Source organism: Streptomyces sp. NBC_00376 (assembly GCF_036077095.1).
Classification (GTDB): domain Bacteria; phylum Actinomycetota; class Actinomycetes; order Streptomycetales; family Streptomycetaceae; genus Streptomyces.
The window spans coordinates 3,084,372-3,108,790 of record NZ_CP107960.1; the positions used below are offsets into that span (position 1 = coordinate 3,084,372).

Consider the following 24,419-nt stretch of genomic DNA (forward strand, 5'->3'; position numbering starts at 1 on the left):
GCGGGCCGCTCAGTACTGCGACTGGAGGTGCTGCCAGAAGCCGTCGCGCAGTGCCCGCCGCAGATGTGCGTGGCCGCGCAGCGAGTGCTGGAGCAGCCGCTCGGCCTCGACCAGCAGGTCCTGGTCGACGGAGCCCGGCAGATACGGGTGTCCGGGCAGCAGGTCGGCGAGGGACTCGCGGCCCCGGGCTGCCAGCCAGGCCGCGGCGATCTGCGCGCCGACGAAGCGGACGTCCTCGCGCGCGGGTGCGGGGGTGTCGTCCTCGTACGTGGTGACGGGGCGTCTGGTGACGTACGGGCGGCAGAAGTCCAGGTCGAAGGTGCGCTGGCTGTCGACCTCCCAGAGCAGTGGTTCGGCCTGGTTGCGCCCCTCCCCCGCCTCGATGCCCCACAGGTGCACCCGGGCCCCGTACCCCTGCGCCGCCTCCACCGCGGAGACCAGGTCCTCGTCGCCGCCGACCAGGGCCGCGTCGCTGATGGCGCGGTGCCGGGCGAGCGATTCGAGGTCGGTGCGGATGAGTGAGTCGACGCCCTTCTGCTGGTTGTTGGCGTTGAGGTTGCCGAGCCGGACCTTGACGTCGGGGAGTTCGGCGATGGACTGCTGCTCGGTGGTGTGGATGCGCCGCCTGGCTCCGTCGTACCAGTACACGCGCAGCAGCCTGCTGTCCGCGAAGATCGTGCGGGCCTTGTCGATGAAGGCCTCGATCAGTCCTTCCGCGTCGAGGTCGAAGGAGCGGCGGTCCTCGGTGCCGGTGACGAGCAGTCCGGCCGCGGCGTACACATAGCCGGCGTCCACGAAGATCGCGTGGGTCGAGGGGGTCTTCGACACCTCGGCAAGCATGCGCTGGAGAAGCTCGTTGGTGCGGTCCAGGCGCTCGCGGATCTCTGCCTCGTTCATTCGGGCCTCGTCGTGGACCTCGTCGCCCGTGCGTGCTCGATGACCTGCTGATACTTAGACATCCAAAAAATTTCCTTAGCGTAGGGAATGTTTGTAGACAGCAAGCCGTTATACCTCCCGTGGAGCGCAGGACAGTGATGTCCGGTGCTCTCATCCTTGCGGACGGGACACCCGTCCTCCCAGTAGTTCTCCATCAGGAGGATCAGACGAAGGGAAGCCCTATGCGCTTCGAGATCATGCGACTCGACGATGTCGACGGTACCGCCGTGGACAGCACCGTCGTGGACGCCGCCTCCGTCAACCGGATCGTGCAGCAGGCCGCAGCCGTGGGCCAGCGCATCTACATCCGCCCGGCCGAAACCTCGGCTTCGTAACGCACGCCGACGCACAAAGACGTGGCGCCCCCGTACGGAAGGTCCGTACGGGGGCGTTGTGGTGTCCGGGGAGCCGTCAGGCGTTCTGGATGACCTGGGTGACGCCGTTGATGATCTGCTGTACGGCGATGGCGGAGAGCATCATTCCGGCGAGCCTGGTCACCAGCACGACGCCGCCGTCCTTGATGACCCGGATGATCAGCAGCGAGTAACGCATGGTCAGCCAGAGCACGATGTGCATGGCGACGATCGCCGACCAGACCGAGATCTGGCTGCCCACGCTGTCGGCGTGCTGCACCGCCAGGATCACCGACACGATCGCGCCGGGCCCGGCGAGCAGCGGCATGCCCAGCGGTACGAGCGCCACATTGACGTCCTTGGTCTGCGTCGGCTCGTCGGTCTTGCCGGTGAGCAGATCGAGTGCGATCAGCAGCAGGAGCAGTCCGCCCGCGATCATCAGGGCGGGTACGGAGACATGCAGGTAGTCGAGGATCTGCTGACCGAGCACGCCGAAGACGGCGATCACGCCGAAGGCGACGGCGACCGCCTGCAACGCCATCCTGCGCTGCATCTTGGCGGGGCGGCCCGCGGTGAGCGCGAGGAAGATCGGGGTGATCCCGGGGGGATCCATAATCACAAAAAGCGTGAGAAAAAGGGATCCGAAGACAGCGACGTCGAACACAGTGAGCCTTGCGAGAAGAGAGAAACGGCCTGAAGGAGCGCACCCCGAAGCCATGACGGCGGCCCTACGGCCAGGTGCGAGGAAGTGGAACGTGAAGGTGGGGGGACGGCGGTACGTGTACGGGCCCGTGCTCCGGCCCCGACGCGTGCGTCGTTACGCGGGGCCCCGCCCGCCGGCGCCCGGCACCGGGAAGGCTCCCGTGGCGCGCCGGGTGATCTCGCCGTAGATCTCGGGGTCGGTGGTGTACTCACCGAGCCCGACGGTCTTGCGACTGCCGTGGTAGTCGCTGGACCCGGTCGTCAGCAGCCCCAGATCGCCGGCAAGACCGCGCAGTCTGGCCCGGGTCGGCTCGTCGTGGTCCATGTGGTCGACCTCGATGCCGTCGAGCCCCGCGGCGGCGAGGAGCGCGATCGAGGACTCGGGCACCACTTCGCCACGCTTGACGGCGGCCGGGTGCGCGAAGACGGTGACGCCTCCGGCGGCCTTGACCAGCCGTATCGCGTCGAAGGGGTCGAGTTCGTGCTTCTCGGCGTAGGCGCGTCCTCCGTCGGCGAGCCATTCGGGCGTGAAGGCGTCGGAGACGGTCCCGACGACGCCGAGTTCGACGAGCGCGGTGGCGATGTGCGGCCGGCCGACCGATCCGTCCCCGGCGATCCTGGCGACCTGCTCCCACTCGACGGGTACGCCGAGCTCCTGGAGCTTGCGCACCATGGTGCGGGCGCGCGGCACCCGGTCGTCCCGTACGAGTTCGCGTTCGCGGGCGAACTCGGGCTCGTCGGGGTCGAAGAGGTACGCCAGCATGTGAAGGCCCACGCCGTCGATCCGGCAGGAGAGCTCGGCGCCGGTGACGAGGGTGAGCCCCTCGGGAAGTGCGGCGACCGCCGCGGCGTGGCCGCGCACGGTGTCGTGGTCGGTGAGCGCGACGACGTCCAGGCCCGCTGCGGCGGCGTTCGCCACCAGCTCCGCGGGGGTGTCCGTGCCGTCCGATGCGGTGGAGTGGGTGTGCAGGTCGATGCGCACGACGCGTACTCCAGTGCTCGGGGCCGGACAAGGGGACGTTCTAGGATAACCGCCCTTCGTCCGGCGCCCGGCCCCTCTCCAGGGGCCCTCAGTCGAGCAGGCGCGGGGTGAGCGCCCCGCAGGGTACGAGTTCCATCTCGCCCCCGGCCTCGCGCAGATCGGCGAGCACCAGCTCGTCGTACATCAGGAGCCCCGACTGCTCGGGCCAGACGATCGCCCAGAGCCAGAGCCCGCGCGCCTCGCCCGCGAAGACCGCCCGGTCCGCGGGGGCGCCCTTGACGTTCCACAGCGGGGTGGGACGTCCGGCCGCGAGCATCTTGACGTCCGGCGGGCCGCCGACGTCCAGATACGGGCCGGGGTCGGGGCCGTCGATCCCCGCGTAGCGCGCGCCCAGCCCGACGCCCAGGTCCTCGGTGACGAGCAGCAGCTCACCGATACCGCCGACGGGACCCGGGCCGGAGCAGGCGACAACGGTGGCCCGGCCACCGCTGCGGTCGTCGCCCGCGCTCGCCACTCCGGTGAACAGCCAGCCCACCGGGAGTGGCCAGGGCATCCACACCGGGACCTTGGCCCGGCGCACCACCGCTCCCAGCGCTTCGACGCTGGGCGGGACGACCGGCTGGAGCGGTTGCACACTGCCGTGCACGGCACACTGCCAGGTGTCGGCGAACAGACCGGGCGCCCTGACCCGGCCTCCGCACTTCGGGCAACTGGCTTCGCCCCTCATAGCGACCAACGGTCCTCCACGACCGTCGCCGCGTCAAGGAAGATCACCCGTCCGCGGTGCGGCTTCACCTGCGGAAATAGATGTAACTTGCACTCATTAGCCTCCCTAACTTATTCTATGTATATCGCAACTATCTAGCGGAGAGCGAGAAGACCCATGCAGGGAGAGGATCCGTTCGATCAGGGCGCGGGCAGCATCCTGCGCCAGCCGAAGGCCGTCTGGGCCACGGCGGGCGCCTCTGTCGTCGCGTTCATGGGAATCGGCCTGGTGGACCCGATTCTGCCGTCCATCGCCAAGGGCCTGGAGGCGACGCCGAGCCAGGTGTCGCTGCTCTTCACCTCGTACTTCCTGATCACCGCCGTGGCGATGCTCGTCACCGGCTTCGTGTCGAGCCGGATCGGCGGCCGCAAGACGCTGCTGGCCGGCCTCGCGCTCGTCGTCGTCTTCGCCGCGCTCTCCGGCACCTCGTCGTCCGTCGGCGAGCTCGTCGGCTTCCGGGCCGGCTGGGGGCTGGGCAACGCGCTCTTCGTGTCGACCGCGCTGGCCGTGATCGTCGGCGCCGCGGCCGGCGGCAGCTCGGCGGCGATCCTGCTCTACGAGTCGGCTCTCGGCCTCGGCATGGCCTGCGGGCCACTGGTCGGCGCCCTGCTCGGCGACGCCAGCTGGCGCTACCCGTTCTTCGGCACGGCCGCGCTGATGGCCATCGGCTTCATCTGCATCACGGCGTTCCTGAAGGAACAGCCCAGGCCTGCCAGGAAGACCTCGCTCCTCGACCCGGTCAAGGCGCTCGGCCACGGCGGGCTGGCCTCGGTGGCGACCTCGGCGTTCTTCTACAACTACTCGTTCTTCACGATCCTGGCGTTCACCCCGTTCGTGCTGAACATGACGCCGTACAAGTCGGGCGCGGTGTTCTTCGCCTGGGGCCTGCTGCTCGCGGTCTTCTCGGTGCTGGTCGCCCCGCGGCTCCAGGAGCGCTTCGGCTCACTGAAGGTGCTCGGCGCCTCGCTGGTGCTGCTCGCCGCCGACCTCCTGGTCCTGGGCTACGGCAACCACACCACCGCCATCGTCTGCACGATCGTCTCCGGCGCCTTCATCGGCATGAACAACACCGTCTACACGGAGCTGGCGCTCGGTGTCTCCGACGCCCCGCGCCCGGTGGCGAGCGCCGGCTACAACTTCGTCCGCTGGTTCGCCGCGGCAGCCGCCCCGTACCTCGCGCCGAAGATCGAGGAGTGGAGCAACATCCACATCCCGTTCGTGGTCGCCGCGGTCACGGCCGTGGTCGGTGCGGTCGTCGTCTGGATCCGGCGGTCGGCGCTGACCCACGAGGCGGCCGAGCTGGAGCCGGTCCACGCGACCGAGGACAGCGTCACGGTCTTCGCCGACTGACCTCCCCACCCCCGCACCGCCCCGCCCGCGGCTCCCCCTCCTGGCCGCGCGGCGGGGCTTTCCCGTGCCTGCGGTGGCGCGGACCGGTCCGGCCGGTCCGGCGGGTCAGTCCAGGGGTACGGAGCCCCGCAGCGGATCGCGCAGATCCGTACCGTTGGAGAGCCACCGCTCCTGGAGCTCCTGCGCACCCCTGACCCGCTTCCACGCGGCCTCGTTGTGCGTCATCGGCAGCAGCGGCAGGAACCGCACCGGGTCCATGGGCGCGTCCAGCTCAAGGTCCTCCACCAGGCCGCCCGGCTCCGCGACCAGCACCGAGCTGAACGGCGCCCCGGGCCACAGCGGTTCGCCGACCTCCAGCGAGGCACCCGGCGCCACGATCACCCCCTCGACCTGCGGGGAGGCGGCGAGCACGGCGAGCGGGCGGAGCACCTTGTCGGTGTCGGCGAGCCCTGCACGCACGGAGAGGACCAGTTCGGCGCGCGGCCCTTTCACCGGGTCCGCCAGGACCGCGGTCGGATCGGCCATCGGCTGCGCGGACATGCCGAGCGTGGCATAGCGCACCACATCGCCGTCGACGAAGCGGAGCACCTCGATCCGGTCCGTACCGAGGAACGTCACCGCCGCGCGCGCGTCCGGTTCACCGAGGGCCGTCCGCAGCCGGGCTTCGACCAGAGCAAGAATTTCTCCCATCCCGCGAGCATAGGACGCGTATGGAACGGGCAAAGTAAGGGATTGGCCGTCAGTCGGCTGATAGTCTTGGCCGCTGGTCGGGGCAGCACGCAGAAGCGTCGCTCTCAGCCCCGACGACACGTCATCCCCCAAGGGGGACCGGCTGGAGGAGGTGGGGCTGCAATGGATCGAAGTCGATCGTGCAGTACCAACCGCTCTTCCGCCCTCCACCTCTCTCGGTGATCTGAAGCCTCCCGAGCCTCCCGGCCGAGGCCCATGGCTTTGCGCACGACGGAAGAGCACTCCTTTCTTTGCCTGTCTGTAGCGAACGCCGTCATCGCGCCGCCGCGGTGCCGCCCGCTTTGCGGACGTGAGCACACGTCCCCATTCCGGGCTGTTCCACGTGCCCGACGACGGCCCTCCGTGAAGGAGCCAGCCATGTCGATGATCCGTGACCTGCGTGCCGTCGTGCGCCCCTCCCTGCGCAAGAGCACCGCCCTGCACAACGCCTACGACACCACCCGTGACCCCTCCGCCTCCAGCGCGGTCGTCGACTGCGCGGTCTACCGCGACGGCCGGCGCCTGGAGAGCGGCACCTGCCGCACGCCGCACGAGGCGATGCTCCAGGTGCGGGAGGAGGGCGGTTTCGCCTGGATCGGCCTGCACGAGCCGACCGAGGAGGAATTCGCCGGTATCGCCCGGGAGTTCGGGCTGCACCCGCTGGCCGTCGAGGACGCCGTCCACGCCCATCAGCGACCGAAGCTGGAGCGGTACGACGACACGCTCTTCACCGTCTTCAAGACCATCCACTACGTCGAGCACACCGAACTCACCGCCACCAGCGAGGTGGTCGAGACCGGCGAGGTGATGTGCTTCACCGGCCGGGACTTCGTCATCACCGTGCGGCACGGCGGCCACGGCTCGCTGCGCGCGCTGCGGCACCGGCTGCAGGACGACCCCGAGCTGCTCGCCAAGGGCCCGTCCGCGGTGCTGCACTCCATCGCCGACCATGTCGTCGACGGCTACATCGCGGTGGCCGGCGCCGTCCAGGACGACATCGACGAGGTGGAGATCGAGGTCTTCTCCACCCCGGCGAAGGGCAGTTCGCGCGGCTCGGAGGCGGGCCGGATCTACCAACTGAAGCGTGAGGTCCTGGAGTTCAAGCGTGCCGTGTCGCCTCTGCTGCGGCCGATGCAGCTGTTGAGCGAGCGGCCCATGCGGCTGATCGATCCCGACATCCAGAAGTACTTCCGTGATGTCGCCGACCACTTGGCGCGGGTGCACGAGGAGGTCGTCGGCTTCGACGAGCTGCTGAACTCGATCCTCCAGGCCAACCTGGCGCAGGCGACCGTCGCGCAGAACGAGGACATGCGCAAGATCACGTCCTGGGCGGCCATCGTCGCCGTACCGACGATGATCTGCGGCGTCTACGGCATGAACTTCAAGCACATGCCCGAGCTGGGCTGGCGGTACGGCTACCCGATGGTGCTGGGCGTCATCGGGGTGGTCTGCTTCTCCATCCACCGCACGCTCAAGCGCAACGGCTGGCTCTGATCCCGGCCCTTGTGCGCCTCCCATAGAGTTCGGGCATGACTGCTGCTGCACCTGATGCGCCACTGGGCCGGGCCCTCGTCGAGGAGGCCACCAAGAAGTCGGGCCTGATCTGGGTACGGGGCACCGGGCCCGCACGGGCGCTGTGGCACGTATGGCACGAGGGCGCGGCGCACCTGGTCGGGGACGGCCCCGGCGAGCAGCCGCTGCCGGCCGGGCTCGCCGACGGGTCCGCCGCCGAGGTGACCGTGCGCAGCAAGGACAAGGGCGGCCGGCTGATCGCCTGGACGGCCGCCGTGACGGAGCTGGCCCCGCACTCCGAGGAGTGGGAGGCAGCGGTCGCCGAGCTCAAGGGCAAGCGGCTGAACGCACCGGACGCCGAGCAAATGCCGGAGCGGTGGGCGCGCGAGTGCCGGGTGCTGCGGCTGACTCCCGGCGAGTTCCGTACCGAGCTGCCGGACGGCTCACTGGCTGCGGCGCCGCTGCCGACGTCCGCGACCACGCGACGGCCGGTGCCCGCGGGGCTGCCGCGGCTGCTGAAGCAGGGGCGCGCGAAGAAGGGCTGACCGGGCCGGGGCAAGGCAGCCGGTCCGGGGCCGCCGGGCGGCCCCGGTCCGCGCTCAGGACGAGGTCTTGGGCAGTTGCTTCCCGTAGTCGACCGTGTCCACCTGCGGCGGGGCCTGGAGGTCGAAGTCCTTGCCCCAGTCCGAGAGGGTGACGGTGCCCCCGCCACCGCCGCGCGCGAAGCGCAGCGGATACGCCTTGCCCTCCAGGGACACGTCGAGCGTGCCGCCCTCACCCTTGCCGCCCATGATCTGGACGGTCCGGGTCGCGCCGACCTCCTCGCGGTCCCCCTTGTTGAGGGTGCCGTGCAGCGTGAGCATCCCGTCGAGCAGGGTCTCCTTGTCCGTGAAGCCGCGCAGCTGCTTGTACGTGGGGTCGTCCTCGGGCACCTTCACGTACTTGTTCTGGAGCTTGTCCGCGGCGGCGCCGCCCGCGGCGCTGTCGGTGCCGGACTCCTCCTCGTGGTTCCAGAACCCGGAGTCCGCCTTCAGATAGAGCTCGTCACCGATCCGCAGCAGTTCGAAGGTGCTGTCCTTCGAGACGACGGAGCCGGTGCCGCCCCTCTCCTTGAGCTGCATGTTGAGCTTGTACGTGCCGCCCTTGCTGACCAGCGTCCCGGCGAGGCGCACCGCGTCGGCGGAGTCCGCCGCGCTCTGTGCCTTCTTCTCGATCTCCGTGGCGCTCAGCTTGCCGACGCCATTGGTCCCCTGGTCCGGATCCTCGCCGCACGCCGTGAGGGCGGTGGCCAGCCCCGCACAGAGCAGAGCTGCGAGAGCGGCCCGGCGTCGGGCCCGGACAGGCGGAACGGAAGAGGTCACGGGCGCACTGCCTCTCATCTGCATCGCGGGGGTGACAGACGGCAGCGTACCTGTGCCGTACACGCCGTCCGGCAGCGAGCCGTACGGACGGCTCCACCGGGGCAACCCGGAGCGGTACGGGCTAGCCTGATCCCGTCATAACGGTTGATTGACTGCCAAACGGACCAGCCGACGAAGTCGTACACGGAAGAAGGAGGCGCACCATGGTGGCAGGCGCCCCCCGGGTGTTCGTCTCCCACCTCGCCGGTGTCCCGGTCTTCGACCCCAACGGCGACCAGGTGGGCCGCGTCCGCGACCTGGTCGCGATGCTCCGGGTCGGCGGCAGGCCGCCCCGGCTGCTCGGGCTCGTCGTCGAAGTGCTCAGCCGCCGCCGGATCTTCCTCCCGATGACCCGGGTCACCGGGATCGAGTCCGGCCAGGTCATCACCACCGGCGTGGTCAACATGCGGCGCTTCGAACAGCGGCCCACGGAACGCCTGGTGCTCGGCGAGTTCCTGGACCGGCGGGTCCGCCTGGTGGAGACCGGCGAGGAGGTCACCGTCCTCGACGTCTCCATCCAGCAGCTCCCGGCCCGCCGCGACTGGGAGATCGACAAGTACTTCGTGCGCAAGGGCAAGGGCGGGGCGCTGCGCCGCAAGGGCGAGACCCTGACGGTCGAGTGGTCGGCGGTCAGCGGGTTCTCGCTGGAAGAGGTCGGGCAGGGCGCCGAGACCCTGGTCGCCACCTTCGAGCGGCTGCGCCCCACGGACGTGGCCAACGCGTTGCACCATCTGTCGCCGAAGCGGCGGGCCGAGGTCGCCGCCGCGCTCGACGACGACCGGCTCGCCGACGTCCTGGAGGAGCTGCCCGAGGACGACCAGGTGGAGATCATCGGCAAGCTCCAGGAGGAACGCGCCGCAGACGTCCTGGAGGCGATGGACCCGGACGACGCGGCCGACCTGCTGTCCGAGCTGCCCGAGGAGGACAAGGAGCGGCTGCTGACGCTGATGCGGCCGGACGACGCGGCCGATGTGCGGCGCCTGATGTCGTACGAGGAGCGGACCGCGGGCGGGCTGATGACCACCGAGCCGATCATCCTGCGGCCGGACGCGACGGTCGCCGACGCGCTCGCCCGGGTCCGGCAGGCGGACCTGTCCCCGGCACTCGCCGCCCAGGTGTACGTGTGCCGGTCGCCCGACGAGACGCCGACCGGCAAGTACCTGGGCACCGTGCACTTCCAGCGGCTGCTGCGGGACCCTCCGTACGCCCTGGTCAGCTCGATCGTCGACAGCGATCTCGTCCCCCTCACGCCGGACACCCCGCTGCCGGCCGTGACGAGCTATCTGGCCGCGTACAACCTGGTCTCGGTGCCCGTCGTGGACGAGAGCGGGTCGCTGCTCGGCGCGGTGACGGTCGACGACGTGCTCGACCACCTGCTGCCCGAGGACTGGCGGGAGACGGATTTCCACGGCTCGGAGGGGGTGGCCGATGGCCGCTGAGGACCGTTCGAAGGCCGCGCCGGTGGGGGCCTCGGGCATCGTGCGCCCGCCCCGTTCCCGGCTGGACCAGCCGAAGGACCCGCGCCGCCGGATGCTGCCCGACTACGACCCCGAGGCGTTCGGCCGGTTCTCCGAGCGGATCGCCCGCTTCCTGGGCACCGGACGGTTCATCGTCTGGATGACGCTGGTCATCATCGTCTGGCTGGTGTGGAACGTCTTCGCGCCCGTGTACCTGCGGTTCGACCCGTACCCGTTCATCTTCCTGACCCTGATGCTGTCGCTCCAGGCCTCGTACGCGGCGCCGCTGATCCTGCTCGCGCAGAACCGGCAGGACGACCGCGACCGGGTCACCCACGAGCAGGACCGCAAGCAGAACGAGCGCTCCATCGCGGACACCGAGTACCTCACCCGGGAGATCGCGTCGCTGCGGATGGGGCTCGGCGAGGTCGCCACCCGCGACTGGATCCGCTCCGAACTGGAGGACCTCGTGAGGGACCTGGACGACCGGCGGGCCCTGTTCCCGGCCGAGAGTGACGAAGACCGCTGACGGGGGCTACTCACGCGTAGCGGCAGGCGCCGTAACATCGTCCGTATGGCTACGGAAGACGCGGTGCTTGAAGCACTGGCGACAGTGAACGACCCGGAGATCCACCGCCCGATCACCGAGCTCGGCATGGTGAAATCGGTCGAGATCGATGCTGACGGTGCGGTCGCTGTCACGGTCTATCTCACGGTCTCAGGCTGCCCCATGCGCGAGACGATCACCAAGAACGTGACGGACGCGGTCGCCCGCGTCGAGGGCGTCTCGCGGGTCGACGTCACGCTGGACGTGATGAGCGACGAGCAGCGCAAGGAGCTCGCGTCCTCGCTGCGCGGCGGCACGGCGGAGCGCGAGGTGCCGTTCGCCAAGCCCGGCTCGCTGACCCGGGTCTACGCGGTCGCGTCCGGCAAGGGCGGCGTCGGCAAGTCGTCGGTGACGGTGAACCTGGCGGCGGCGATGGCGGCCGACGGCCTCAAGGTCGGCGTCGTGGACGCGGACATCTACGGGCACAGCGTGCCGCGGATGCTCGGCGCGGACGGCAAGCCGACCCAGGTCGAGAACATGATCATGCCGCCGTCCTCGCACGGCGTGAAGGTCATCTCCATCGGGATGTTCACCCCGGGCAACGCCCCGGTGGTGTGGCGCGGGCCGATGCTGCACCGCGCGCTCCAGCAGTTCCTCGCCGACGTGTACTGGGGCGACCTCGACGTCCTGCTGCTCGACCTGCCGCCGGGCACCGGCGACATCGCGATCTCGGTGGCTCAGCTCGTGCCGAACGCCGAGATCCTGGTCGTCACGACCCCGCAGCAGGCGGCGGCCGAGGTCGCCGAGCGGGCCGGTTCGATCGCCGTGCAGACCCACCAGAAGATCGTCGGTGTCGTCGAGAACATGTCGGGCATGCCGTGCCCGCACTGCGACGAGATGGTCGACGTGTTCGGTACCGGCGGTGGCGCGAAGGTCGCCGAGGGCCTGACGAAGACGGTCGGCGCGGAGGTGCCGGTGCTCGGCTCCATCCCGATCGACGTGCGGCTGCGCGAGGGCGGCGACGAGGGCAAGCCGGTCGTCCTGTCCGACCCCGACTCCCCGGCCGGCAAGGCGCTGCGCACCATCGCGGACAAGCTGGGCGGCCGTCAGCGCGGCCTGTCGGGCATGTCGCTGGGCATCACCCCGCGCAACAAGTTCTGAAACGGCGGGCGGTGACCGGCCCGGGCCGGTCACCGCCACGCACTTTCGCGCCTGTGTCCCCGTGCTACGCGTACGCCGTGATGTCGCCGATCACCGAGAAGCCCAGCCCGTACGCGCTCATCCCACGCCCGTACGCGCCGATGTGCACCCCGCCGGGCGCCGATCCCGCCAGCACCCAGCCGAACTCGGACTCGCGGTAGTGGAACGGGACGGGGACCCCGTCCACCGGCAGTGACAGCACCGACCACGCGGGGCCGTCCAGGTCGTCGGCGAGTTCGAACGCCGTCTCCGTCTGCTGGTCCAGCCAGTCGTCGCGCAGCGCGTGGTCCATCTGCGACGGCCAGGTACAGGCGAGCAGACCGGACCCGGCCAGCCAGGCCGCGGAGGACACCGTGGTCGCGTCCAGCACCCCCGTGCCGTCGCCGCTGTGCCGCACCGGGCTGCTGGCCATCGACACGACGACGGCGAACCGTTGCTTCTCGGCACCGGCGTCGGCCCGGACCGACGGCTCGTCACCATGACCGATGGAACCGTGCTGCACCGTGCCGTCCGCCGCGGTGCCCACCTGCATCAGCCGGCGCGGGCCGGTGAAGGCCTCGTCCAGTCCGTACCAGGGGAACGTGGCCGCCAGATAGCCGTCGACAGTACGCCGGGCCGCCGGCATCCCCTCTGCCGTGCCTGTGCTCGGCACGTCTTCCGCGCCCACCCGACTTGTCGTCTCCATCTGCCCGGCCGCCTCCTCGATCCGTTGGGTCCGGAGCGGCCCGCCCCCCAACGGGCGTACTCACAACCGGACAGATGGAGAATAGCCATAGCCTCCGGGCGAGCCTGGATTGGCGGGGGGTCAGGTGGCGTCGGCGTCGAACGGCGGCCGGTCGTCCTTTGCGGGCTGGTCACGCTTCTTGAGCAGGTCCGGAGCACCGGCGGAACCATTGGCGGCGGTGATCGCGGCGCCGCTCGACACGCTGCTCCGGGAGTCCTCGGACTCCTCTTCCTTGCTCTCCCGGCCGTTCACCGCGTCGGTGACCTCGGCAAGATCCTTGCGGAGGTCGAAGCTCTCGCGGATCTCCTTCAGCCCCAGGTCGTCCTTGCCGTCCATGAGCTGCTTGCGGACGAACGTCTTGGGGTTGAGGTCCTCGAACTCGAAGTCCTTGAACTCCGGGCCGAGCTCCGTACGGATGTCCTCCTTGGCGCTCTCCGAGAACTCACGGATCTTGCGGATGAAGCGCGAGGCGTCCTGGATAACCTTTGGCAGCTTGTCCGGGCCGAAGATCAGCACGCCCAGAACCGCGAGCGTCACCAGCTCGAGTGCGCCTATGTCATTGAACACCCTGTTGCCCTTCGTGTTCTCCGAGACCATGTCGGTCGAGGTCCGGACCCGGCCCACGGTACCCGTCGGAACTGTCCGCGCGGTAGCGTGCCGGAGCCGTCACGTGCCGCTTGCGGAGCCGAGCGTCAAAGAGATGGACAGGTCTTTACCACCGCGGGTCAGCTTGAGGTCCAGACGGTCGCCCGGACGGTGCGCGCGGATCTTCACGATGAGTTCCTCGCCGCTGTGCACCCGCCTGCCACCGACCTCGGTGATGACGTCCCCGGGCCTGATCCCGGCCTTGGCCCCGGGCCCGCCCGGCGTCACCGCGGACTTTCCGGCCGCGCCCTTCTCCCCGACCCTGGCGCCGTCCCCGGCGTACTTCATGTCGAGGGTGACACCGATCACCGGGTGGGTGGCCCTGCCGGTGTTGATCAGCTCCTCGGCGACCCGCTTGCCCTGGTTGATCGGGATGGCGAAGCCGAGGCCGATGGAGCCCGCCTGCCCGCCCTCCTCGGACGCACCGCTGTCGGCGGCCCGGATGGCGCTGTTGATGCCTATGACATGGGCGTCGGTGTCGACCAGCGGACCGCCGGAGTTGCCGGGGTTGATCGGCGCGTCGGTCTGCAGCGCGTCGACGTAGCTGATGTCGCTGCCGTCGCCCTTCTCGCCGCCCGCGGTGATCGGCCGGTCCTTGGCGCTGATGATGCCGGAGGTCACGGTGTTGGACAGGTCGAAGGGTGCGCCGATCGCCACCACGGGGTCGCCGACCTGCACGTTGTCGGAGTTGCCCAGCGGCAGCGGCTTGAGGCCGGAGACCCCGGTGACCTTGACCACGGCCAGGTCGTAGCCGCTGTCCTTGCCGACGACCTCGGCGCGCGCGGTCTCGCCACCGCTGAACGTGACGGTGATCTCGCCTGCCTGGCCGGCCGGGGCGACGACGTGGTTGTTGGTGAGGATGTGGCCGGAGCCGTCGAGGACGAAGCCGGTGCCGGTGCCGGACTCGGCGGAGCCGCTGACGTGGAGGGTGACCACGCTGGGCAGTGCGCTGGCGGCGATGCCCGCGACGCTGTCCGGGGCGCGGCCGCCGCTGCTGCGTCCTGCCTGCGGGAGCTCGACCTGGGTGAGGCCGCCGTTGCGCTCCATGTAGGCCCCGATGCCGCCGCCGATGCCGCCCGCCACCAGCGCGAGCAGTACCGCGCCGATCAGGAGCGAGCCGCGCCGGTTCTTCTTGCGGCCGGTGTCGGCCCCGAGCGGCGGGCCCGGGTGGGTGAGCGGCTGCCTGGGCGCGCCCCAGGGGTCGTACTGGAGCCACTGCGTCGACGCCCCGTGCGGCTGGGGCTGCTGAGGTGTGTGGGGCGGCGGGGGCGTGAAGCCGGCGGGGGCGGGTGAGGCTGGGGCCGACGGTGCGGGGATGGGCGACGTGGGGATGCCCGCGCCGTTCGTCCCCGCGTACTGCGGGGGTACGGGGGTGCCGTGCGCCGGGGTCGGTACCGGCCGCTGCACGGGTGGTGCGGGAGCCCAGGGGCCGGGTCCGCCGTAGGGCGGGGTGCTGTACTCGTCGGGCTGGTGCAGCGGCGTCGCGGGCCGCGCGGCCGGTACCTCGGGAGCCGGGGCCGGGGCCGGGACATCGGCCGTGTGCGTCGCGGGCTCCGTCGTGCCGATCTCAGCCGTCGCTTCCGTCGTTTGCGCCGCCTGCGTCGCGTCCGTCGCCGGAGCCGCGTCCGCCGGGTCGGCCGTGGGCGCCGCGTCCGCTACGGGGGACGGCTCCTCCGGCGCTGTGCGGGGGGTGCGTCCCGGCGTCGGCCGGCTCCACCACTTCGCCTTCGGCCCGGTGGACTTCCCGTCTTCCATGCTCTCCCCGCAACTGCCGCAACTGACCTCTGCACGCCCCGGCAGGGGCGTCCCTCCCGGAACTGCTCCCGGAATTCAACCAGGTTTGCGAATGCTTGCGCAGACCCCGGTCAGCGCCGGACGGAAAGCGGCAGACCAAGATCGTCGGGGGTGGGGAGGGCCGAGGCCGACGACTGCGCCCAGGGCGGTGGTGACGACTGCGTCCCGGACGGTGGCACGGAGGGCACCGGGGACTGCGCGGCAAGCCGCCCGAACACCTGGGCGAAGAGCGGGGTGGTGCCGGTCGGTCGTATCAGCGGCGGCGCGGACATATTGGTCAGGACGGGTGTGGCATAGGGGTTCCCTGCGAGGCTCGCGGTGGAGAGCCCCACGGGAGTGGCGGAGGGCACCGCCGGTGCGACGCTCGCCGCGGTCGACGGGGCGACGGCGATCGAGCGCTCGCCCGATCCCCGCGTGGCGAGCGTGCCGTGGCCGCCGGTGGAGCGGCGGCCGGCCGGGCTGCCGCCCTCACCGCGCGAAGGCACGTCGAGCGGGGTCACCGCGTTTCCGCCGCCCGTGGCCCGGGCCGCGGGGCTGGGGCCCGCACCGGTGGGCAGGGCACCGCCGAGGGCGATGGCCGCCAGTGAGACGGCGCTCGCCGCCGCGAAGGCGAATCTCCGGCCGCGCCAGGGCGACCGCTCGCCCTCCCGGCCCGCCTCATGGATCCGGAAACCGGAACGGGAGGACCCGCCCGGCAGTACGGCCGTCGAGCCGTGCGGGGTCGGGAGGAAGCCGAAGCCGCCGAGCGGCCGGCTCCCCGGCGAGTCCGGGCGGCTGCCGGACGGCTGGATCACGGGGAAGAGCCCGTCGCCGAAGCGCCCGGAGCCGCCGAATGGTCTGTCCGGGCCGTCGTCGTCACCCCCCGGCCCCCCGGGAAGGCCCTGCAGCCGGGCGAGGAAGCCCTCGGACGGCGACGGCGGGGCGGACTGGGCGAAGACACTCTTCAGGCGACGCTGCGCCGCGGCCTCGGCCTTGCACTTGGCGCAGGTCGCGAGGTGGGCGAGCACCCGCTCACGGGCGTCGTGTTTCAGCTCGCCGTCGACAAGCGCGGCGAGGCGGTCCCCCAGGTGTTGTTCCGCGGGGGTCGGACCTGTGCCACTCACGCCGTTCCGCCCTCCCCTGCCAGGATCGCGCCCGCCAGCGAGCGCTGCTCGGCACGGGCCTCGGGCGAGCGGTGCTTCAGGGCCTTGCGCAGGTGCGAACGGCCGCGGTGGATGCGGCTGCGCACGGTGCCGAGCTTCACGCCCAGCGTCGCGGCGATCTCCTCGTACGAAAGACCCTCGATGTCGCAGAGCACGACGGCGGCACGGAATTCGGGCGCGAGGGTGTCCAGCGCCTGCTGGACGTCCGCGTCGAAGTGGGTGTCGTTGAAGACCTGCTGCGGGGACGGCTCACGGCTCGGCAGCCGCTCGGCGGCGTCGTCGCCGAGGGAGTCGAAGCGGATCCGCTGCTTACGACGGACCATGTCCAGGAACAGGTTGGTCGTGATGCGGTGCAGCCAGCCCTCGAAGGTGCCCGGTGTGTAGGTCGACAGCGACCGGAACACCCGGACGAAGACCTCCTGGGTGAGGTCCTCGGCATCGTGCTGGTTGCCCGTCAGACGGTAGGCCAGGCGATAGACCCGGCCGCTGTGCGTGCTGACGATCTCTTCCCATGAGGGTGGCGTCCACGCCTGGGAGTCCGCGTCTGAGGCGAAGGTCGCGGTCGGTGCGGAGTCGTTGGAAGAACGGTCAGCAATGTAGGTCACGGATTTCGGCTCACCCGCCGACCTGAGAAAGCGCCGCAGCACTCCTCCCCGATCCACAGGCGCAGCCGCACCTCCCCTATCGGCTCTGGTGGTGTCCAGTGGAGTCCCTACCATAGCCACCTCGCCCGTTAGCTCCGGATAAGCCTTTTTCCTGCTGGGGCCGGGGATCGCCCCGGGAACCGCCGGCCCGTGGCTCCCGGACCCGATCCGCGGGCCGATTCCACAGGCTCTCCCCTGCCTCTCCATAACGCCCGGTCCCATCTGCGGGTTCCCGGGTGCAGCGGATACAGTCACCGTTGCGCCAACTACGGGGACAGGAGAGGGTCATTACCGCCAACCGGCAGACGAGCTGGGCGTTCGCCGACGCCTTTGTCGCCGAGGACGAAGCACTGCACTGGGCCCGGGACCGGGCCCGGGAGGCGGGGCTCCGCTCGGTGTCGCCAGGTACCGGCGCCGCGCTGCGCCTGCTCGCTGCCACGACGGACGCGAAAGCGGTGGCCGAAATCGGTACCGGGACCGGCGTGTCCGGTCTCTATCTGCTGCACGGAATGCGGCCCGACGGCGTGCTGACCACGGTCGACCCGGAGCCCGAGCGCCAGCAGTTCGCCCGCGAGGCCTTCCGGGCCGCCGGGTTCGCCGCCAACCGTGCCCGCTTCATTCCCGGCCGCGCCCTGGACGTACTGCCCCGGCTCGCGGACGGCGGATACGACCTCGTGTTCTGCGACGGCGACCGGCTGGAGAGCCTGGACTGCCTCGCTGAATCGTTGCGCCTGCTGCGCCCCGGCGGCCTGGTCTGCTTCGAGGGCGTCTTCGCGGACGGCCGTACCGTCGATTCCGCGGCCCAGCCCGCGGAGGTGCTGCGGCTGCGGGAGCTGCTGCGCGCGGTGCGGGAGAGCCAGGAGCTGCTGTCGACGCTGCTGCCGGTGGGCGACGGGCTGCTGTGCGCGGTGCGCAGGGGCTGAGGCCCGCAAGGCCGCGCCGGACTGTCCGGCCATCCGGGCCGTGAACGGTCGCGGAGGGCCGCGAACAGTCGTGAACGGTCATGGACGCAGCACTGCCCCGGCACGGACTCCGTGCCGGGGCAGTGCTGAAGTGTGGGCGCCTCTGCTCAGCCGACGACCTTCTTGAGGGCATCGCCGAGTGCATCGGCCTCGTCCGGAGTCAGCTCCACGACAAGCCGACCGCCGCCTTCGAGCGGAACGCGCATGACGATGCCCCGCCCCTCCTTTGTCACCTCGAGCGGGCCGTCGCCCGTCCGCGGCTTCATGGCCGCCATGCTCGTTCCCCTTCCTGAAACCAGCTCATCGCAACCGGCGGCCCCATGACAGGCGCTGTGTCACCGGCATCGAACACATTGCTTCCAGGCCATTATCCCGCATCACAGACCCCAATGACCAACATCGGTCTGCATCGCTTGCGCAACGCGCTCTCTCAAAACCACCCAATTCGGCGATCGGCCTGCGATACTCCGCCACCCGCACCCCCGCATCGGAGCGCAATTGTTAGACGCAGGTCACATATCGGCTCCCGTCCGAGTCGGCCATGCTTGCCTGGACAGGCATTGCCCGAGGTGCGAAGGGGACAACGAAATGGCCGACCACATGGCGGACAGCGTGCTCTACGAAGTGAGCGACGGACTCGCGACGATCACGATCAACCGTCCCGACGCGATGAACGCCATGAACACCGCGGCCAAGGTGGCGCTCCGGGACGCGCTGCGGTCCGCGGCGGCCGACACCGCCGTACGCGCCGTGCTGCTCACCGCGACCGGGCGGGCGTTCTGCGTCGGCCAGGATCTGAAGGAGCACGTGGCCACGCTCGAAAGCACCCGCGAGTCGGGCAGCGGCAACGCGCTGAGCACCGTGCAGGAGCACTACAACCCGATCGTGCGGGCCATCACCGAGATGCCCAAGCCGGTCGTCGCCGGGGTGAACGGCGTCGCCGCCGGTGCCGGTTTCGGCTTCGCGCTCGCCTGCGACTACCGGGTGGTCGCCGACACCGCCTCGTTCAACACCTCCTTCGCCGGCGTGGCCCTCACCGCCGACTCGGGCGTCTCGTGGACGCTGCCGCGCCTGATCGGGCAGAGCCGCGCCGCCGATCTGCTGCTCTTCCCGCGCTCGATCTCCGCACAGGACGCCCATGAGCTGGGCATCGTGAACAAGCTGGTGCCCGCCGCCGACCTGGCCGCCGAGGCCGCCGCCGTGGCCCGCACCCTGGCGTCCGGCCCCACGGTGGCGTACGCCGCGCTCAAGGAGTCCCTGGCGTACGGCGCCGGTCACTCGCTGGGCGAGGCGCTGGAGAAGGAGGACGAGCTCCAGACCCGGGCGGGCGCGTCCGAGGACCACACGATCGCGGTGCAGGCGTTCCTGAACAAGGAGCGGCCGAAGTACCTCGGCCGGTAGCTCCCGGGCTACGCCCCCGTACGGCGCGCCACGCAGTCGGCCAGGTGGTCGTCGACCAGGCCGCACGCCTGCATCAGCGCGTAGGCCGTGGTGGGCCCGACGAAGCGCAGGCCGCGCTTCTTGAGGTCCTTGGCCAGTGCGGTGGACTCCGGGGTGACCGCCGGGATGTCCTCGGTGGTGCGCGGTACCGGGCGGCCGGCCGGGTCGGGGGCGTGGGACCAGATCACCTCGTCCAGCTCGCCGTCCGCCCAGCCCGCCAGCACCTTGGCGTTGGCGAGGGTCGCCTCGATCTTCGCGCGGTTGCGGATGATGCCGGCGTCGGCGAGGAGGCGCTCCTTGTCGGCGTCGGTGAACTCCGCGACGGCGGGGATCTTGAACCCGGCGAAGGCGGAGCGGAAGCCCTCCCGGCGGCGCAGGATCGTCAGCCAGGACAGGCCCGACTGGAAGGCCTCCAGGCAGAGCCGTTCGAAGAGGGCGTCGTCGCCGTGGACGGGGCGGCCCCATTCGGTGTCGTGGTACGCGAGGTAGTCCTCGGTGGAGAGCCCCCACGGGCAGCGCAGGCCGCCGTCCGGGGCCGCTTCGACGCCGCTCATTCCTGGGGCTCCTCTCCGGGGTGCCCGGTCCGCCGCGGGTCCGGGCCGGGCGCCTCCCACGGCGCCCTCGGGCGGTCCTCGGGCAGCTCCCGCGCCTGTGACGGCTGTTCCTTCGGCGGCTTGATCAGATCGGGGCCGCCGACCGCGGTCGCCTGGGCACCGGCCAGCGCCGACTCCAGCTCCGCGATCCGCGCATCCCGCTCGGCGAGCTCGGCGCCGAGCCGGCTGAGCGCGACATCGACGTCCGCCATGCGGTAGCCCCGCACGGCCACCGGCAGGCGCAGCGCGTCGACGTCCGCGCGGCCGACCGGTCTCGTCTCGGGCAGCGGGTCGGTCAGTTGCTCGGGAGCCACGTCCTGCAGGACGGCGCTCTTCCCCCCACCGACCACCGCTAGGGTGACCGCGGCCACGACCACGACCATCGTCGCCAGCAAGAACCAGAACACGCGCATCTCCCCAAGAGCGGAAACCTGTCCGGGTCCGATCGTGCCATGCGCCACCGACAACCGGTGGCCGCCCGGACAGGGCCGGGACAGCCCTTAGGGTCGCAGGTGACTCACATGGCGATCCGGCAAAGGAGAAACGCGGTATGCGAAGCGGTGCGCTCAGGCTGGGACGGCGCGAATTCGGCGCGCACGAGCCGGTGATCATGGCGATCGTGAACCGTACCCCGGACTCCTTCTACGACCAGGGGGCGACCTTCCGTGACGAACCGGCGCTCGCCCGGGTCGAGCAGGCGATCGCGGAGGGTGCGGCGATCGTCGACATCGGGGGCGTGAAGGCGGGACCGGGCGAGGAGGTGACCGCCGAGGAGGAGGCGCGCCGCACGGTGGGGTTCGTCGCGGAGGTGCGCCGCCGCCATCCGGACGTGGTGATCAGCGTCGACACCTGGCGCCACGACGTGGGCGAGGCGGTCTGCGAGGCCGGCGCCGATGTGCTGAACGACGCGTGGGGCGGCGTCGACCCGAAGCTCGCGGAGGTCGCCGCGCGGTACGGCGCCGGTCTGGTGTGCACGCACGCGGGCGGCGCCGAGCCGCGGACCCGGCCGCACCGGATCGCGTACGAGGACGTGATGGCGGACATCCTGCGGGTGACGGTGGGGCTGGCCGAGCGGGCGGTGGAGCTCGGGGTGCGGCCCGACGGGATCATGATCGACCCCGGTCATGACTTCGGGAAGAACACCCGGCACTCCCTGGAGGCGACGCGGCGGCTCGGTGAGATGACGCAGACCGGCTGGCCGGTGCTCGTCTCGCTGTCCAACAAGGACTTCGTCGGCGAGACGCTCGACCGTCCGGTGAAGGAGCGGGTCATCGGGACGCTGGCGACCACGGCCGTATCGGCGTGGCTGGGGGCGCAGGTGTACCGGGTGCACGAGGTGGCGGAGACCCGGCAGGTGCTGGACATGGTGGCGTCGATCGCGGGGCACCGGGAGCCGGCCGTGGCACGGCGCGGACTGGCCTGAGCGGGGCGGTGCGGGGCCCCGCGACGGGCCCCGCACCCCGGACCGTCCCTTACCGGCCGACTTCCTTCGTCACGAGGTTGACCGCCTCGTCCACGTCGTCGGTGACGTGGAACAGCAGCAGGTCGTGCTCGGACGCCTTGCCCTGCGCCACCACCGTGTCCCGCAGCCAGTCCACGAGACCGCTCCAGTACGCGGTGCCGAACAGCACGATCGGGAAGCGGGTGACCTTGCCCGTCTGGACGAGGGTGAGCGCCTCGAAGAGTTCGTCCAGGGTGCCGAGCCCGCCGGGCAGTACGACGAAGCCCTGCGCGTACTTCACGAACATCGTCTTGCGGACGAAGAAGTAGCGGAAGTTCACGCCGATGTCGACGTGCGGGTTGAGCCCGGACTCGAAGGGCAGCTCGATGCCGAGTCCGACCGAGACGCCCTTCGCCTCCCGCGCCCCCTTGTTCGCCGCCTCCATCGCGCCCGGCCCGCCTCCGGTGATCACCGCGAAGCCGGCCTCCACCAGGGCCTTGCCGATCCGTACGCCCGCCTCGTAGTCGGGCCCGCCGGCCGGGGTGCGGGCCGAACCGAAGACGCTGATCGCGCTCGGCAGCTCGGCCAGCGCGCCGAATCCCTCGACGAACTCCGACTGGATGCGCATCACCCGCCAGGGATCGGTGTGCACCCACTCGGAGTCGCCCTCGGTGTCCAGCAGCCGCTGGTCGGTGGTACCGGGCTGCACCTGTTCCCTGCGGCGAAGTACCGGCCCGACCCGCTGCTCCTCGGGTACGTGTGCTCCCTCGGGGTTGCCCATGACCTGCTCCCTCCGACGACGATCGACGGCCATCTGCCGATGACCATTCGTTGTCAGGTCAGGGTAGATCGACGGAGGTTACGGAGAGGGGAATGCCATGGGTCAGGAGGTGAGCCAGGAGCGGAGCCGCTCCTCGCACCGGGTGATCCGCTCGACCACCACGTGCTCGTCCCGCTTGTGGGCGAAGAGCGGGTCGCCCGGTCCGTAGTTCACCGCGGGGACGCCGAGGGAACCGAAGCGGGAGACGTCCGTCCAGCCGAACTTGGGCCGGGCGGTGCCGCCCACCGCCGCCATGAACGCCTTGGCCGCCGGGTGCGAGAGGCCGGGCATGGCCGCGCCCGAGTGGTCGTCCACGACGAATTCGGCGACGCCGCAGTCCGCGAAGACCTCGTGGACGTGGGCCAGCGCCTCCTCGGCGGTCCGGTCGGGCGCGTACCGGAAATTGACCACGACGGTGCAGGCGTCCGGGATGACGTTGTTGGCGACGCCCCCCTCGATCCGTACCGCGTTCAGGCCCTCGCGGTATTCGAGGCCCTCGATGACCGGGCGGCGCGGTTCGTACGCGGCGAGGCGGGCCAGGATCGGGGCGGCGGAGTGGATGGCGTTGGACCCCATCCAGCCTCGCGCGGAGTGGGCCCGCTCCCCCTCCGTACGGAGGAAGACCCGCAGGGTGCCCTGGCAGCCGCCCTCGACCTCGGCGTCGGTGCCCTCCAGCAGGATCGCGAAGTCGCCCGCCAGCCAGTCGGGGTGGGCGTCGGCGATGTGGCCGAGCCCGTTGAGGTGCGCGGCGACCTCCTCGTTGTCGTAGAAGACGAAGGTCAGGTCGCGGTTGGGCTCGGGCACGGTCGCGGCGATCCGCAGCTGGACGGCGACGCCCGACTTCATGTCGGTGGTGCCGCAGCCCCACAGCACCCCGTTCTCGTCGAGCCGGGACGGCACGTTGTCGGCGATCGGGACGGTGTCGATGTGCCCGGCGAGCACCACCCGCTCGGCGCGGCCCAGGTTCGTCCTGGCCACGACGTTGTTTCCGTACCGGTCGACGGTCAGGTGCGGGAGCGTGCGCAGCGCCGTCTCGATCGCGTCGGCGAGGTCCTTCTCCTGACCGCTGACCGACGGGAAGTCGACGAGCCGGGCGGTGAGCTCCGGGCCGTCCAGGGTGAGGTCAAGTGTGGTTTCGGGCATGGCACCGACCCTAAGGGACTGGGCCCTCGGCCCCGGTCGGGCACTCCAGTACGGTGGGCCCGTGCCCCGGACCGTCTCCCCCGCCCGCCGACACACCGGCCGCAGCCGCCCCTTGCGCATCGCGGCGGCCCTTGTCGTGCTCGCCGCGCTCGGCGGCTATCTGACCGTTCAGTACATAACCGGCAGCCAGGTCGTCGAAGGATGCGTCGTGCGGTCCGCGGACGGCTCGGACGGCAAGGGCCGTACGTACCGGATGAGCCCGGAGCAGGCGGTCAACGCCGCGACGATCTCCGCGGTCGGCACCTCGCGCGGGATGCCGGAGCGCGCCGTGACGATCGCGCTGGCGACCGCGCTCCAGGAGTCCGGGCTGCGCAACATCGAGCACGGTGACCGGGATTCACTGGGGCTGTTCCAGCAGCGTCCCTCGCAGGGCTGGGGCACCGAGGAGCAGATCCTGGACCCGGTCTACTCCGCCGGGCAGTTCTACCGGCATCTCGCCGAGGTCCCCGGTTACTCGCGGCTGCCGCTGACGGTCGCCGCGCAGCGGGTCCAGCGCAGCGGTTTCCCGCAGGCGTACGCGAAGCACGAGCCGGACGCGGCCCTGCTGGCGGCCGCGCTGACCGGTCGTACCCCCGCCGCGCTGAACTGCGCGCCGCCGCGGGCGACGGCGGCGAGCGCCGACGCGGCGAAGGTGCGGGCGGAGCTGGTGCGCGCCTTCGGCAAGGACGTGCTGCCCGCGGCGCGGACGGCTCCCGAGGACGGCGGGGGCGCCGCCGGCGCGGCGGCGACGAGCACGGTATCGGTGCCGGTGCCGGCGCCCCGGGCGTCCGAGGAGGACGGCTCGGCCCGGCGCGGCTGGGAGCTGGCGCACTGGGCGGTCGCGCAGTCCGAGGCGCTCCGCCTGGGCGAGGTCTCGTACGCGGGCCAGGTGTGGGAGGCCGGGTCGGGCTGGCGGACGGAGCGTAAGGAATCGGGCACCACCGAGGTGCGGATCAAGCTCGCTCGCTAGTTCGCACGACCACCCGGAGGTGTCGTCCGAACCCCTCCGGACACCCCCTCGGACAACACCTCCCGCAATCCCCTCCCTACGCCTCAGTCCCCTTCCCGCAGAAGAGAAGTGAGGGTTACCGGACCTCC

27 protein-coding genes are annotated in these 24,419 nt (G+C 71.0%); 11 read left to right on the forward strand and 16 right to left on the reverse strand.

Features of this window, described 5'->3' with window-relative positions:
• Window positions 1-9: 9 nt before the first annotated feature.
• Window positions 10-897, reverse strand: coding sequence for an NYN domain-containing protein (locus OG842_RS13625; RefSeq protein ID WP_266729865.1), 888 nt, complete (start codon window positions 895-897; stop codon window positions 10-12).
• Window positions 898-1,118: 221 nt separating this feature from the next.
• On the opposite strand from OG842_RS13625, the gene OG842_RS13630 reads away from it, so the two are divergent.
• Complete coding sequence (locus tag OG842_RS13630) at window positions 1,119-1,271, forward strand: hypothetical protein (RefSeq protein ID WP_266729866.1); 153 nt, start codon at window positions 1,119-1,121, stop codon at window positions 1,269-1,271.
• Window positions 1,272-1,347: 76 nt separating this feature from the next.
• Here the strand turns inward: OG842_RS13630 and OG842_RS13635 are convergent, their stop codons facing one another.
• From OG842_RS13635 to OG842_RS13645, 3 genes are all read right to left on the reverse strand, one after another.
• Window positions 1,348-1,953 (reverse strand): MarC family protein, encoded by a 606-nt coding sequence (locus OG842_RS13635; RefSeq protein ID WP_124716542.1) that lies wholly within the window; start codon window positions 1,951-1,953, stop codon window positions 1,348-1,350.
• Window positions 1,954-2,106: 153 nt separating this feature from the next.
• A complete protein-coding gene (locus tag OG842_RS13640) occupies window positions 2,107-2,973 on the reverse strand; it encodes a PHP domain-containing protein (protein ID WP_266729867.1) in 867 nt (288 codons plus the stop codon).
• A gap of 88 nt (window positions 2,974-3,061) precedes the next feature.
• Complete coding sequence (locus tag OG842_RS13645) at window positions 3,062-3,700, reverse strand: DUF6758 family protein (RefSeq protein WP_266729868.1); 639 nt, start codon at window positions 3,698-3,700, stop codon at window positions 3,062-3,064.
• Between the two features lie 156 nt (window positions 3,701-3,856).
• On the opposite strand from OG842_RS13645, the gene OG842_RS13650 reads away from it, so the two are divergent.
• Complete coding sequence (locus OG842_RS13650) at window positions 3,857-5,089, forward strand: MFS transporter (protein WP_266729869.1); 1,233 nt, start codon at window positions 3,857-3,859, stop codon at window positions 5,087-5,089.
• Between the two features lie 105 nt (window positions 5,090-5,194).
• On the opposite strand, the gene OG842_RS13655 is transcribed toward OG842_RS13650, so the two are convergent.
• Complete coding sequence (locus OG842_RS13655) at window positions 5,195-5,779, reverse strand: suppressor of fused domain protein (RefSeq protein ID WP_266729870.1); 585 nt, start codon at window positions 5,777-5,779, stop codon at window positions 5,195-5,197.
• A 417-nt stretch (window positions 5,780-6,196) separates the two neighbouring features.
• On the opposite strand from OG842_RS13655, the gene OG842_RS13660 reads away from it, so the two are divergent.
• A complete protein-coding gene (locus tag OG842_RS13660; RefSeq protein ID WP_266729871.1) occupies window positions 6,197-7,312 on the forward strand; it encodes a magnesium and cobalt transport protein CorA in 1,116 nt (371 codons plus the stop codon).
• Between the two features lie 35 nt (window positions 7,313-7,347).
• Window positions 7,348-7,875: a hypothetical protein gene (locus OG842_RS13665; RefSeq protein ID WP_266729872.1), complete on the forward strand. Its 528-nt coding sequence runs from the start codon at window positions 7,348-7,350 to the stop codon at window positions 7,873-7,875.
• Between the two features lie 54 nt (window positions 7,876-7,929).
• Here the strand turns inward: OG842_RS13665 and OG842_RS13670 are convergent, their stop codons facing one another.
• Window positions 7,930-8,691, reverse strand: coding sequence for a hypothetical protein (locus OG842_RS13670; protein WP_266729873.1), 762 nt, complete (start codon window positions 8,689-8,691; stop codon window positions 7,930-7,932).
• A 203-nt stretch (window positions 8,692-8,894) separates the two neighbouring features.
• Between OG842_RS13670 and OG842_RS13675 the strand changes: the two genes are divergently transcribed.
• From OG842_RS13675 to OG842_RS13685, 3 genes are read left to right on the forward strand one after another with little or no spacing between them, the layout of a single operon-like run.
• Window positions 8,895-10,169 carry a magnesium transporter MgtE N-terminal domain-containing protein gene (locus OG842_RS13675; protein ID WP_266729874.1) on the forward strand — a complete coding sequence of 425 codons (1,275 nt, stop codon included), beginning with the start codon at window positions 8,895-8,897 and terminating at the stop codon, window positions 10,167-10,169.
• Window positions 10,159-10,716, forward strand: coding sequence for a DUF1003 domain-containing protein (locus OG842_RS13680; protein WP_266729875.1), 558 nt, complete (start codon window positions 10,159-10,161; stop codon window positions 10,714-10,716). The genes OG842_RS13675 and OG842_RS13680 overlap by 11 nt, the downstream gene beginning before the upstream one ends.
• Window positions 10,717-10,761: 45 nt before the next feature.
• Window positions 10,762-11,895, forward strand: coding sequence for an Mrp/NBP35 family ATP-binding protein (locus OG842_RS13685; RefSeq protein ID WP_266729876.1), 1,134 nt, complete (start codon window positions 10,762-10,764; stop codon window positions 11,893-11,895).
• A 64-nt stretch (window positions 11,896-11,959) separates the two neighbouring features.
• Here OG842_RS13685 and OG842_RS13690 read toward each other — a convergent pair whose 3' ends face one another.
• The 5 genes from OG842_RS13690 to sigE form a co-directional block, all read right to left on the reverse strand.
• Window positions 11,960-12,619 carry a hypothetical protein gene (locus OG842_RS13690; RefSeq protein ID WP_266729877.1) on the reverse strand — a complete coding sequence of 220 codons (660 nt, stop codon included), beginning with the start codon at window positions 12,617-12,619 and terminating at the stop codon, window positions 11,960-11,962.
• Window positions 12,620-12,739: 120 nt separating this feature from the next.
• Complete coding sequence (locus tag OG842_RS13695) at window positions 12,740-13,225, reverse strand: sec-independent translocase (protein ID WP_266733575.1); 486 nt, start codon at window positions 13,223-13,225, stop codon at window positions 12,740-12,742.
• Window positions 13,226-13,324: 99 nt separating this feature from the next.
• Complete coding sequence (locus OG842_RS13700; RefSeq protein ID WP_266729878.1) at window positions 13,325-15,058, reverse strand: S1C family serine protease; 1,734 nt, start codon at window positions 15,056-15,058, stop codon at window positions 13,325-13,327.
• Window positions 15,059-15,168: 110 nt separating this feature from the next.
• On the reverse strand, window positions 15,169-16,200 hold the full coding sequence (locus OG842_RS13705; RefSeq protein WP_266729879.1) for a zf-HC2 domain-containing protein: 1,032 nt from the start codon (window positions 16,198-16,200) through the stop codon (window positions 15,169-15,171).
• Window positions 16,197-16,958 carry an RNA polymerase sigma factor SigE gene (gene sigE, locus OG842_RS13710; RefSeq protein ID WP_266729880.1) on the reverse strand — a complete coding sequence of 254 codons (762 nt, stop codon included), beginning with the start codon at window positions 16,956-16,958 and terminating at the stop codon, window positions 16,197-16,199. The genes OG842_RS13705 and sigE overlap by 4 nt, the downstream gene beginning before the upstream one ends.
• A gap of 182 nt (window positions 16,959-17,140) precedes the next feature.
• On the opposite strand from sigE, the gene OG842_RS13715 reads away from it, so the two are divergent.
• Window positions 17,141-17,806, forward strand: coding sequence for an O-methyltransferase (locus tag OG842_RS13715; RefSeq protein ID WP_266733576.1), 666 nt, complete (start codon window positions 17,141-17,143; stop codon window positions 17,804-17,806).
• 146 nt (window positions 17,807-17,952) lie between these two features.
• Here OG842_RS13715 and OG842_RS13720 read toward each other — a convergent pair whose 3' ends face one another.
• Entirely contained in the window at window positions 17,953-18,120 is a 168-nt protein-coding gene (locus OG842_RS13720) for a DUF3117 domain-containing protein (protein ID WP_003966491.1), read from the reverse strand.
• Between the two features lie 313 nt (window positions 18,121-18,433).
• Between OG842_RS13720 and OG842_RS13725 the strand changes: the two genes are divergently transcribed.
• Complete coding sequence (locus OG842_RS13725; RefSeq protein WP_266729881.1) at window positions 18,434-19,246, forward strand: enoyl-CoA hydratase/isomerase family protein; 813 nt, start codon at window positions 18,434-18,436, stop codon at window positions 19,244-19,246.
• An 8-nt stretch (window positions 19,247-19,254) separates the two neighbouring features.
• On the opposite strand, the gene OG842_RS13730 is transcribed toward OG842_RS13725, so the two are convergent.
• A complete protein-coding gene (locus tag OG842_RS13730; protein WP_266729882.1) occupies window positions 19,255-19,839 on the reverse strand; it encodes a DNA-3-methyladenine glycosylase I in 585 nt (194 codons plus the stop codon).
• Window positions 19,836-20,291: a hypothetical protein gene (locus tag OG842_RS13735; protein WP_401873143.1), complete on the reverse strand. Its 456-nt coding sequence runs from the start codon at window positions 20,289-20,291 to the stop codon at window positions 19,836-19,838. Before OG842_RS13735 ends, OG842_RS13730 begins: the two co-directional genes overlap by 4 nt.
• A 137-nt stretch (window positions 20,292-20,428) precedes the next feature.
• On the opposite strand from OG842_RS13735, the gene folP reads away from it, so the two are divergent.
• Window positions 20,429-21,301, forward strand: coding sequence for a dihydropteroate synthase (gene folP, locus OG842_RS13740; RefSeq protein ID WP_266729884.1), 873 nt, complete (start codon window positions 20,429-20,431; stop codon window positions 21,299-21,301).
• Between the two features lie 49 nt (window positions 21,302-21,350).
• Here folP and OG842_RS13745 read toward each other — a convergent pair whose 3' ends face one another.
• Both OG842_RS13745 and dapE read right to left on the reverse strand, forming a co-directional pair.
• Window positions 21,351-22,100, reverse strand: coding sequence for a TIGR00730 family Rossman fold protein (locus OG842_RS13745; RefSeq protein ID WP_266729885.1), 750 nt, complete (start codon window positions 22,098-22,100; stop codon window positions 21,351-21,353).
• A gap of 102 nt (window positions 22,101-22,202) precedes the next feature.
• The gene (dapE, locus tag OG842_RS13750) at window positions 22,203-23,282 is read right to left on the reverse strand and encodes a succinyl-diaminopimelate desuccinylase (RefSeq protein WP_266729886.1); all 1,080 of its coding nucleotides are present in this window, start codon (window positions 23,280-23,282) and stop codon (window positions 22,203-22,205) included.
• A gap of 61 nt (window positions 23,283-23,343) precedes the next feature.
• On the opposite strand from dapE, the gene OG842_RS13755 reads away from it, so the two are divergent.
• Window positions 23,344-24,291: a hypothetical protein gene (locus OG842_RS13755; RefSeq protein WP_266729887.1), complete on the forward strand. Its 948-nt coding sequence runs from the start codon at window positions 23,344-23,346 to the stop codon at window positions 24,289-24,291.
• Window positions 24,292-24,419 lie beyond the last annotated feature (128 nt).

Excerpts from the sequence above, each read along its gene's own strand:
- OG842_RS13730 (WP_266729882.1), bottom strand. The coding sequence starts at position 19,839 with ATGAGCGGCGTCGAAGCGGCCCCGGACGGCGGCCTGCGCTGCCCGTGG.
- OG842_RS13675 (WP_266729874.1), top strand. The coding sequence starts at position 8,895 with ATGGTGGCAGGCGCCCCCCGGGTGTTCGTCTCCCACCTCGCCGGTGTC.
- OG842_RS13660 (WP_266729871.1), top strand. The coding sequence starts at position 6,197 with ATGTCGATGATCCGTGACCTGCGTGCCGTCGTGCGCCCCTCCCTGCGC.
- sigE (WP_266729880.1), bottom strand. The coding sequence starts at position 16,958 with ATGGTAGGGACTCCACTGGACACCACCAGAGCCGATAGGGGAGGTGCG.
- OG842_RS13655 (WP_266729870.1), bottom strand. The coding sequence starts at position 5,779 with ATGGGAGAAATTCTTGCTCTGGTCGAAGCCCGGCTGCGGACGGCCCTC.
- OG842_RS13650 (WP_266729869.1), top strand. The coding sequence starts at position 3,857 with ATGCAGGGAGAGGATCCGTTCGATCAGGGCGCGGGCAGCATCCTGCGC.
- dapE (WP_266729886.1), bottom strand. The coding sequence starts at position 23,282 with ATGCCCGAAACCACACTTGACCTCACCCTGGACGGCCCGGAGCTCACC.
- OG842_RS13720 (WP_003966491.1), bottom strand. The coding sequence starts at position 18,120 with ATGGCGGCCATGAAGCCGCGGACGGGCGACGGCCCGCTCGAGGTGACA.
- OG842_RS13630 (WP_266729866.1), top strand. The coding sequence starts at position 1,119 with ATGCGCTTCGAGATCATGCGACTCGACGATGTCGACGGTACCGCCGTG.
- OG842_RS13680 (WP_266729875.1), top strand. The coding sequence starts at position 10,159 with ATGGCCGCTGAGGACCGTTCGAAGGCCGCGCCGGTGGGGGCCTCGGGC.
- OG842_RS13645 (WP_266729868.1), bottom strand. The coding sequence starts at position 3,700 with ATGAGGGGCGAAGCCAGTTGCCCGAAGTGCGGAGGCCGGGTCAGGGCG.
- OG842_RS13690 (WP_266729877.1), bottom strand. The coding sequence starts at position 12,619 with ATGGAGACGACAAGTCGGGTGGGCGCGGAAGACGTGCCGAGCACAGGC.
- OG842_RS13735 (WP_401873143.1), bottom strand. The coding sequence starts at position 20,291 with ATGCGCGTGTTCTGGTTCTTGCTGGCGACGATGGTCGTGGTCGTGGCC.
- OG842_RS13725 (WP_266729881.1), top strand. The coding sequence starts at position 18,434 with ATGGCCGACCACATGGCGGACAGCGTGCTCTACGAAGTGAGCGACGGA.
- OG842_RS13665 (WP_266729872.1), top strand. The coding sequence starts at position 7,348 with ATGACTGCTGCTGCACCTGATGCGCCACTGGGCCGGGCCCTCGTCGAG.
- OG842_RS13745 (WP_266729885.1), bottom strand. The coding sequence starts at position 22,100 with ATGGGCAACCCCGAGGGAGCACACGTACCCGAGGAGCAGCGGGTCGGG.
- OG842_RS13700 (WP_266729878.1), bottom strand. The coding sequence starts at position 15,058 with ATGGAAGACGGGAAGTCCACCGGGCCGAAGGCGAAGTGGTGGAGCCGG.
- folP (WP_266729884.1), top strand. The coding sequence starts at position 20,429 with ATGCGAAGCGGTGCGCTCAGGCTGGGACGGCGCGAATTCGGCGCGCAC.
- OG842_RS13685 (WP_266729876.1), top strand. The coding sequence starts at position 10,762 with ATGGCTACGGAAGACGCGGTGCTTGAAGCACTGGCGACAGTGAACGAC.
- OG842_RS13625 (WP_266729865.1), bottom strand. The coding sequence starts at position 897 with ATGAACGAGGCAGAGATCCGCGAGCGCCTGGACCGCACCAACGAGCTT.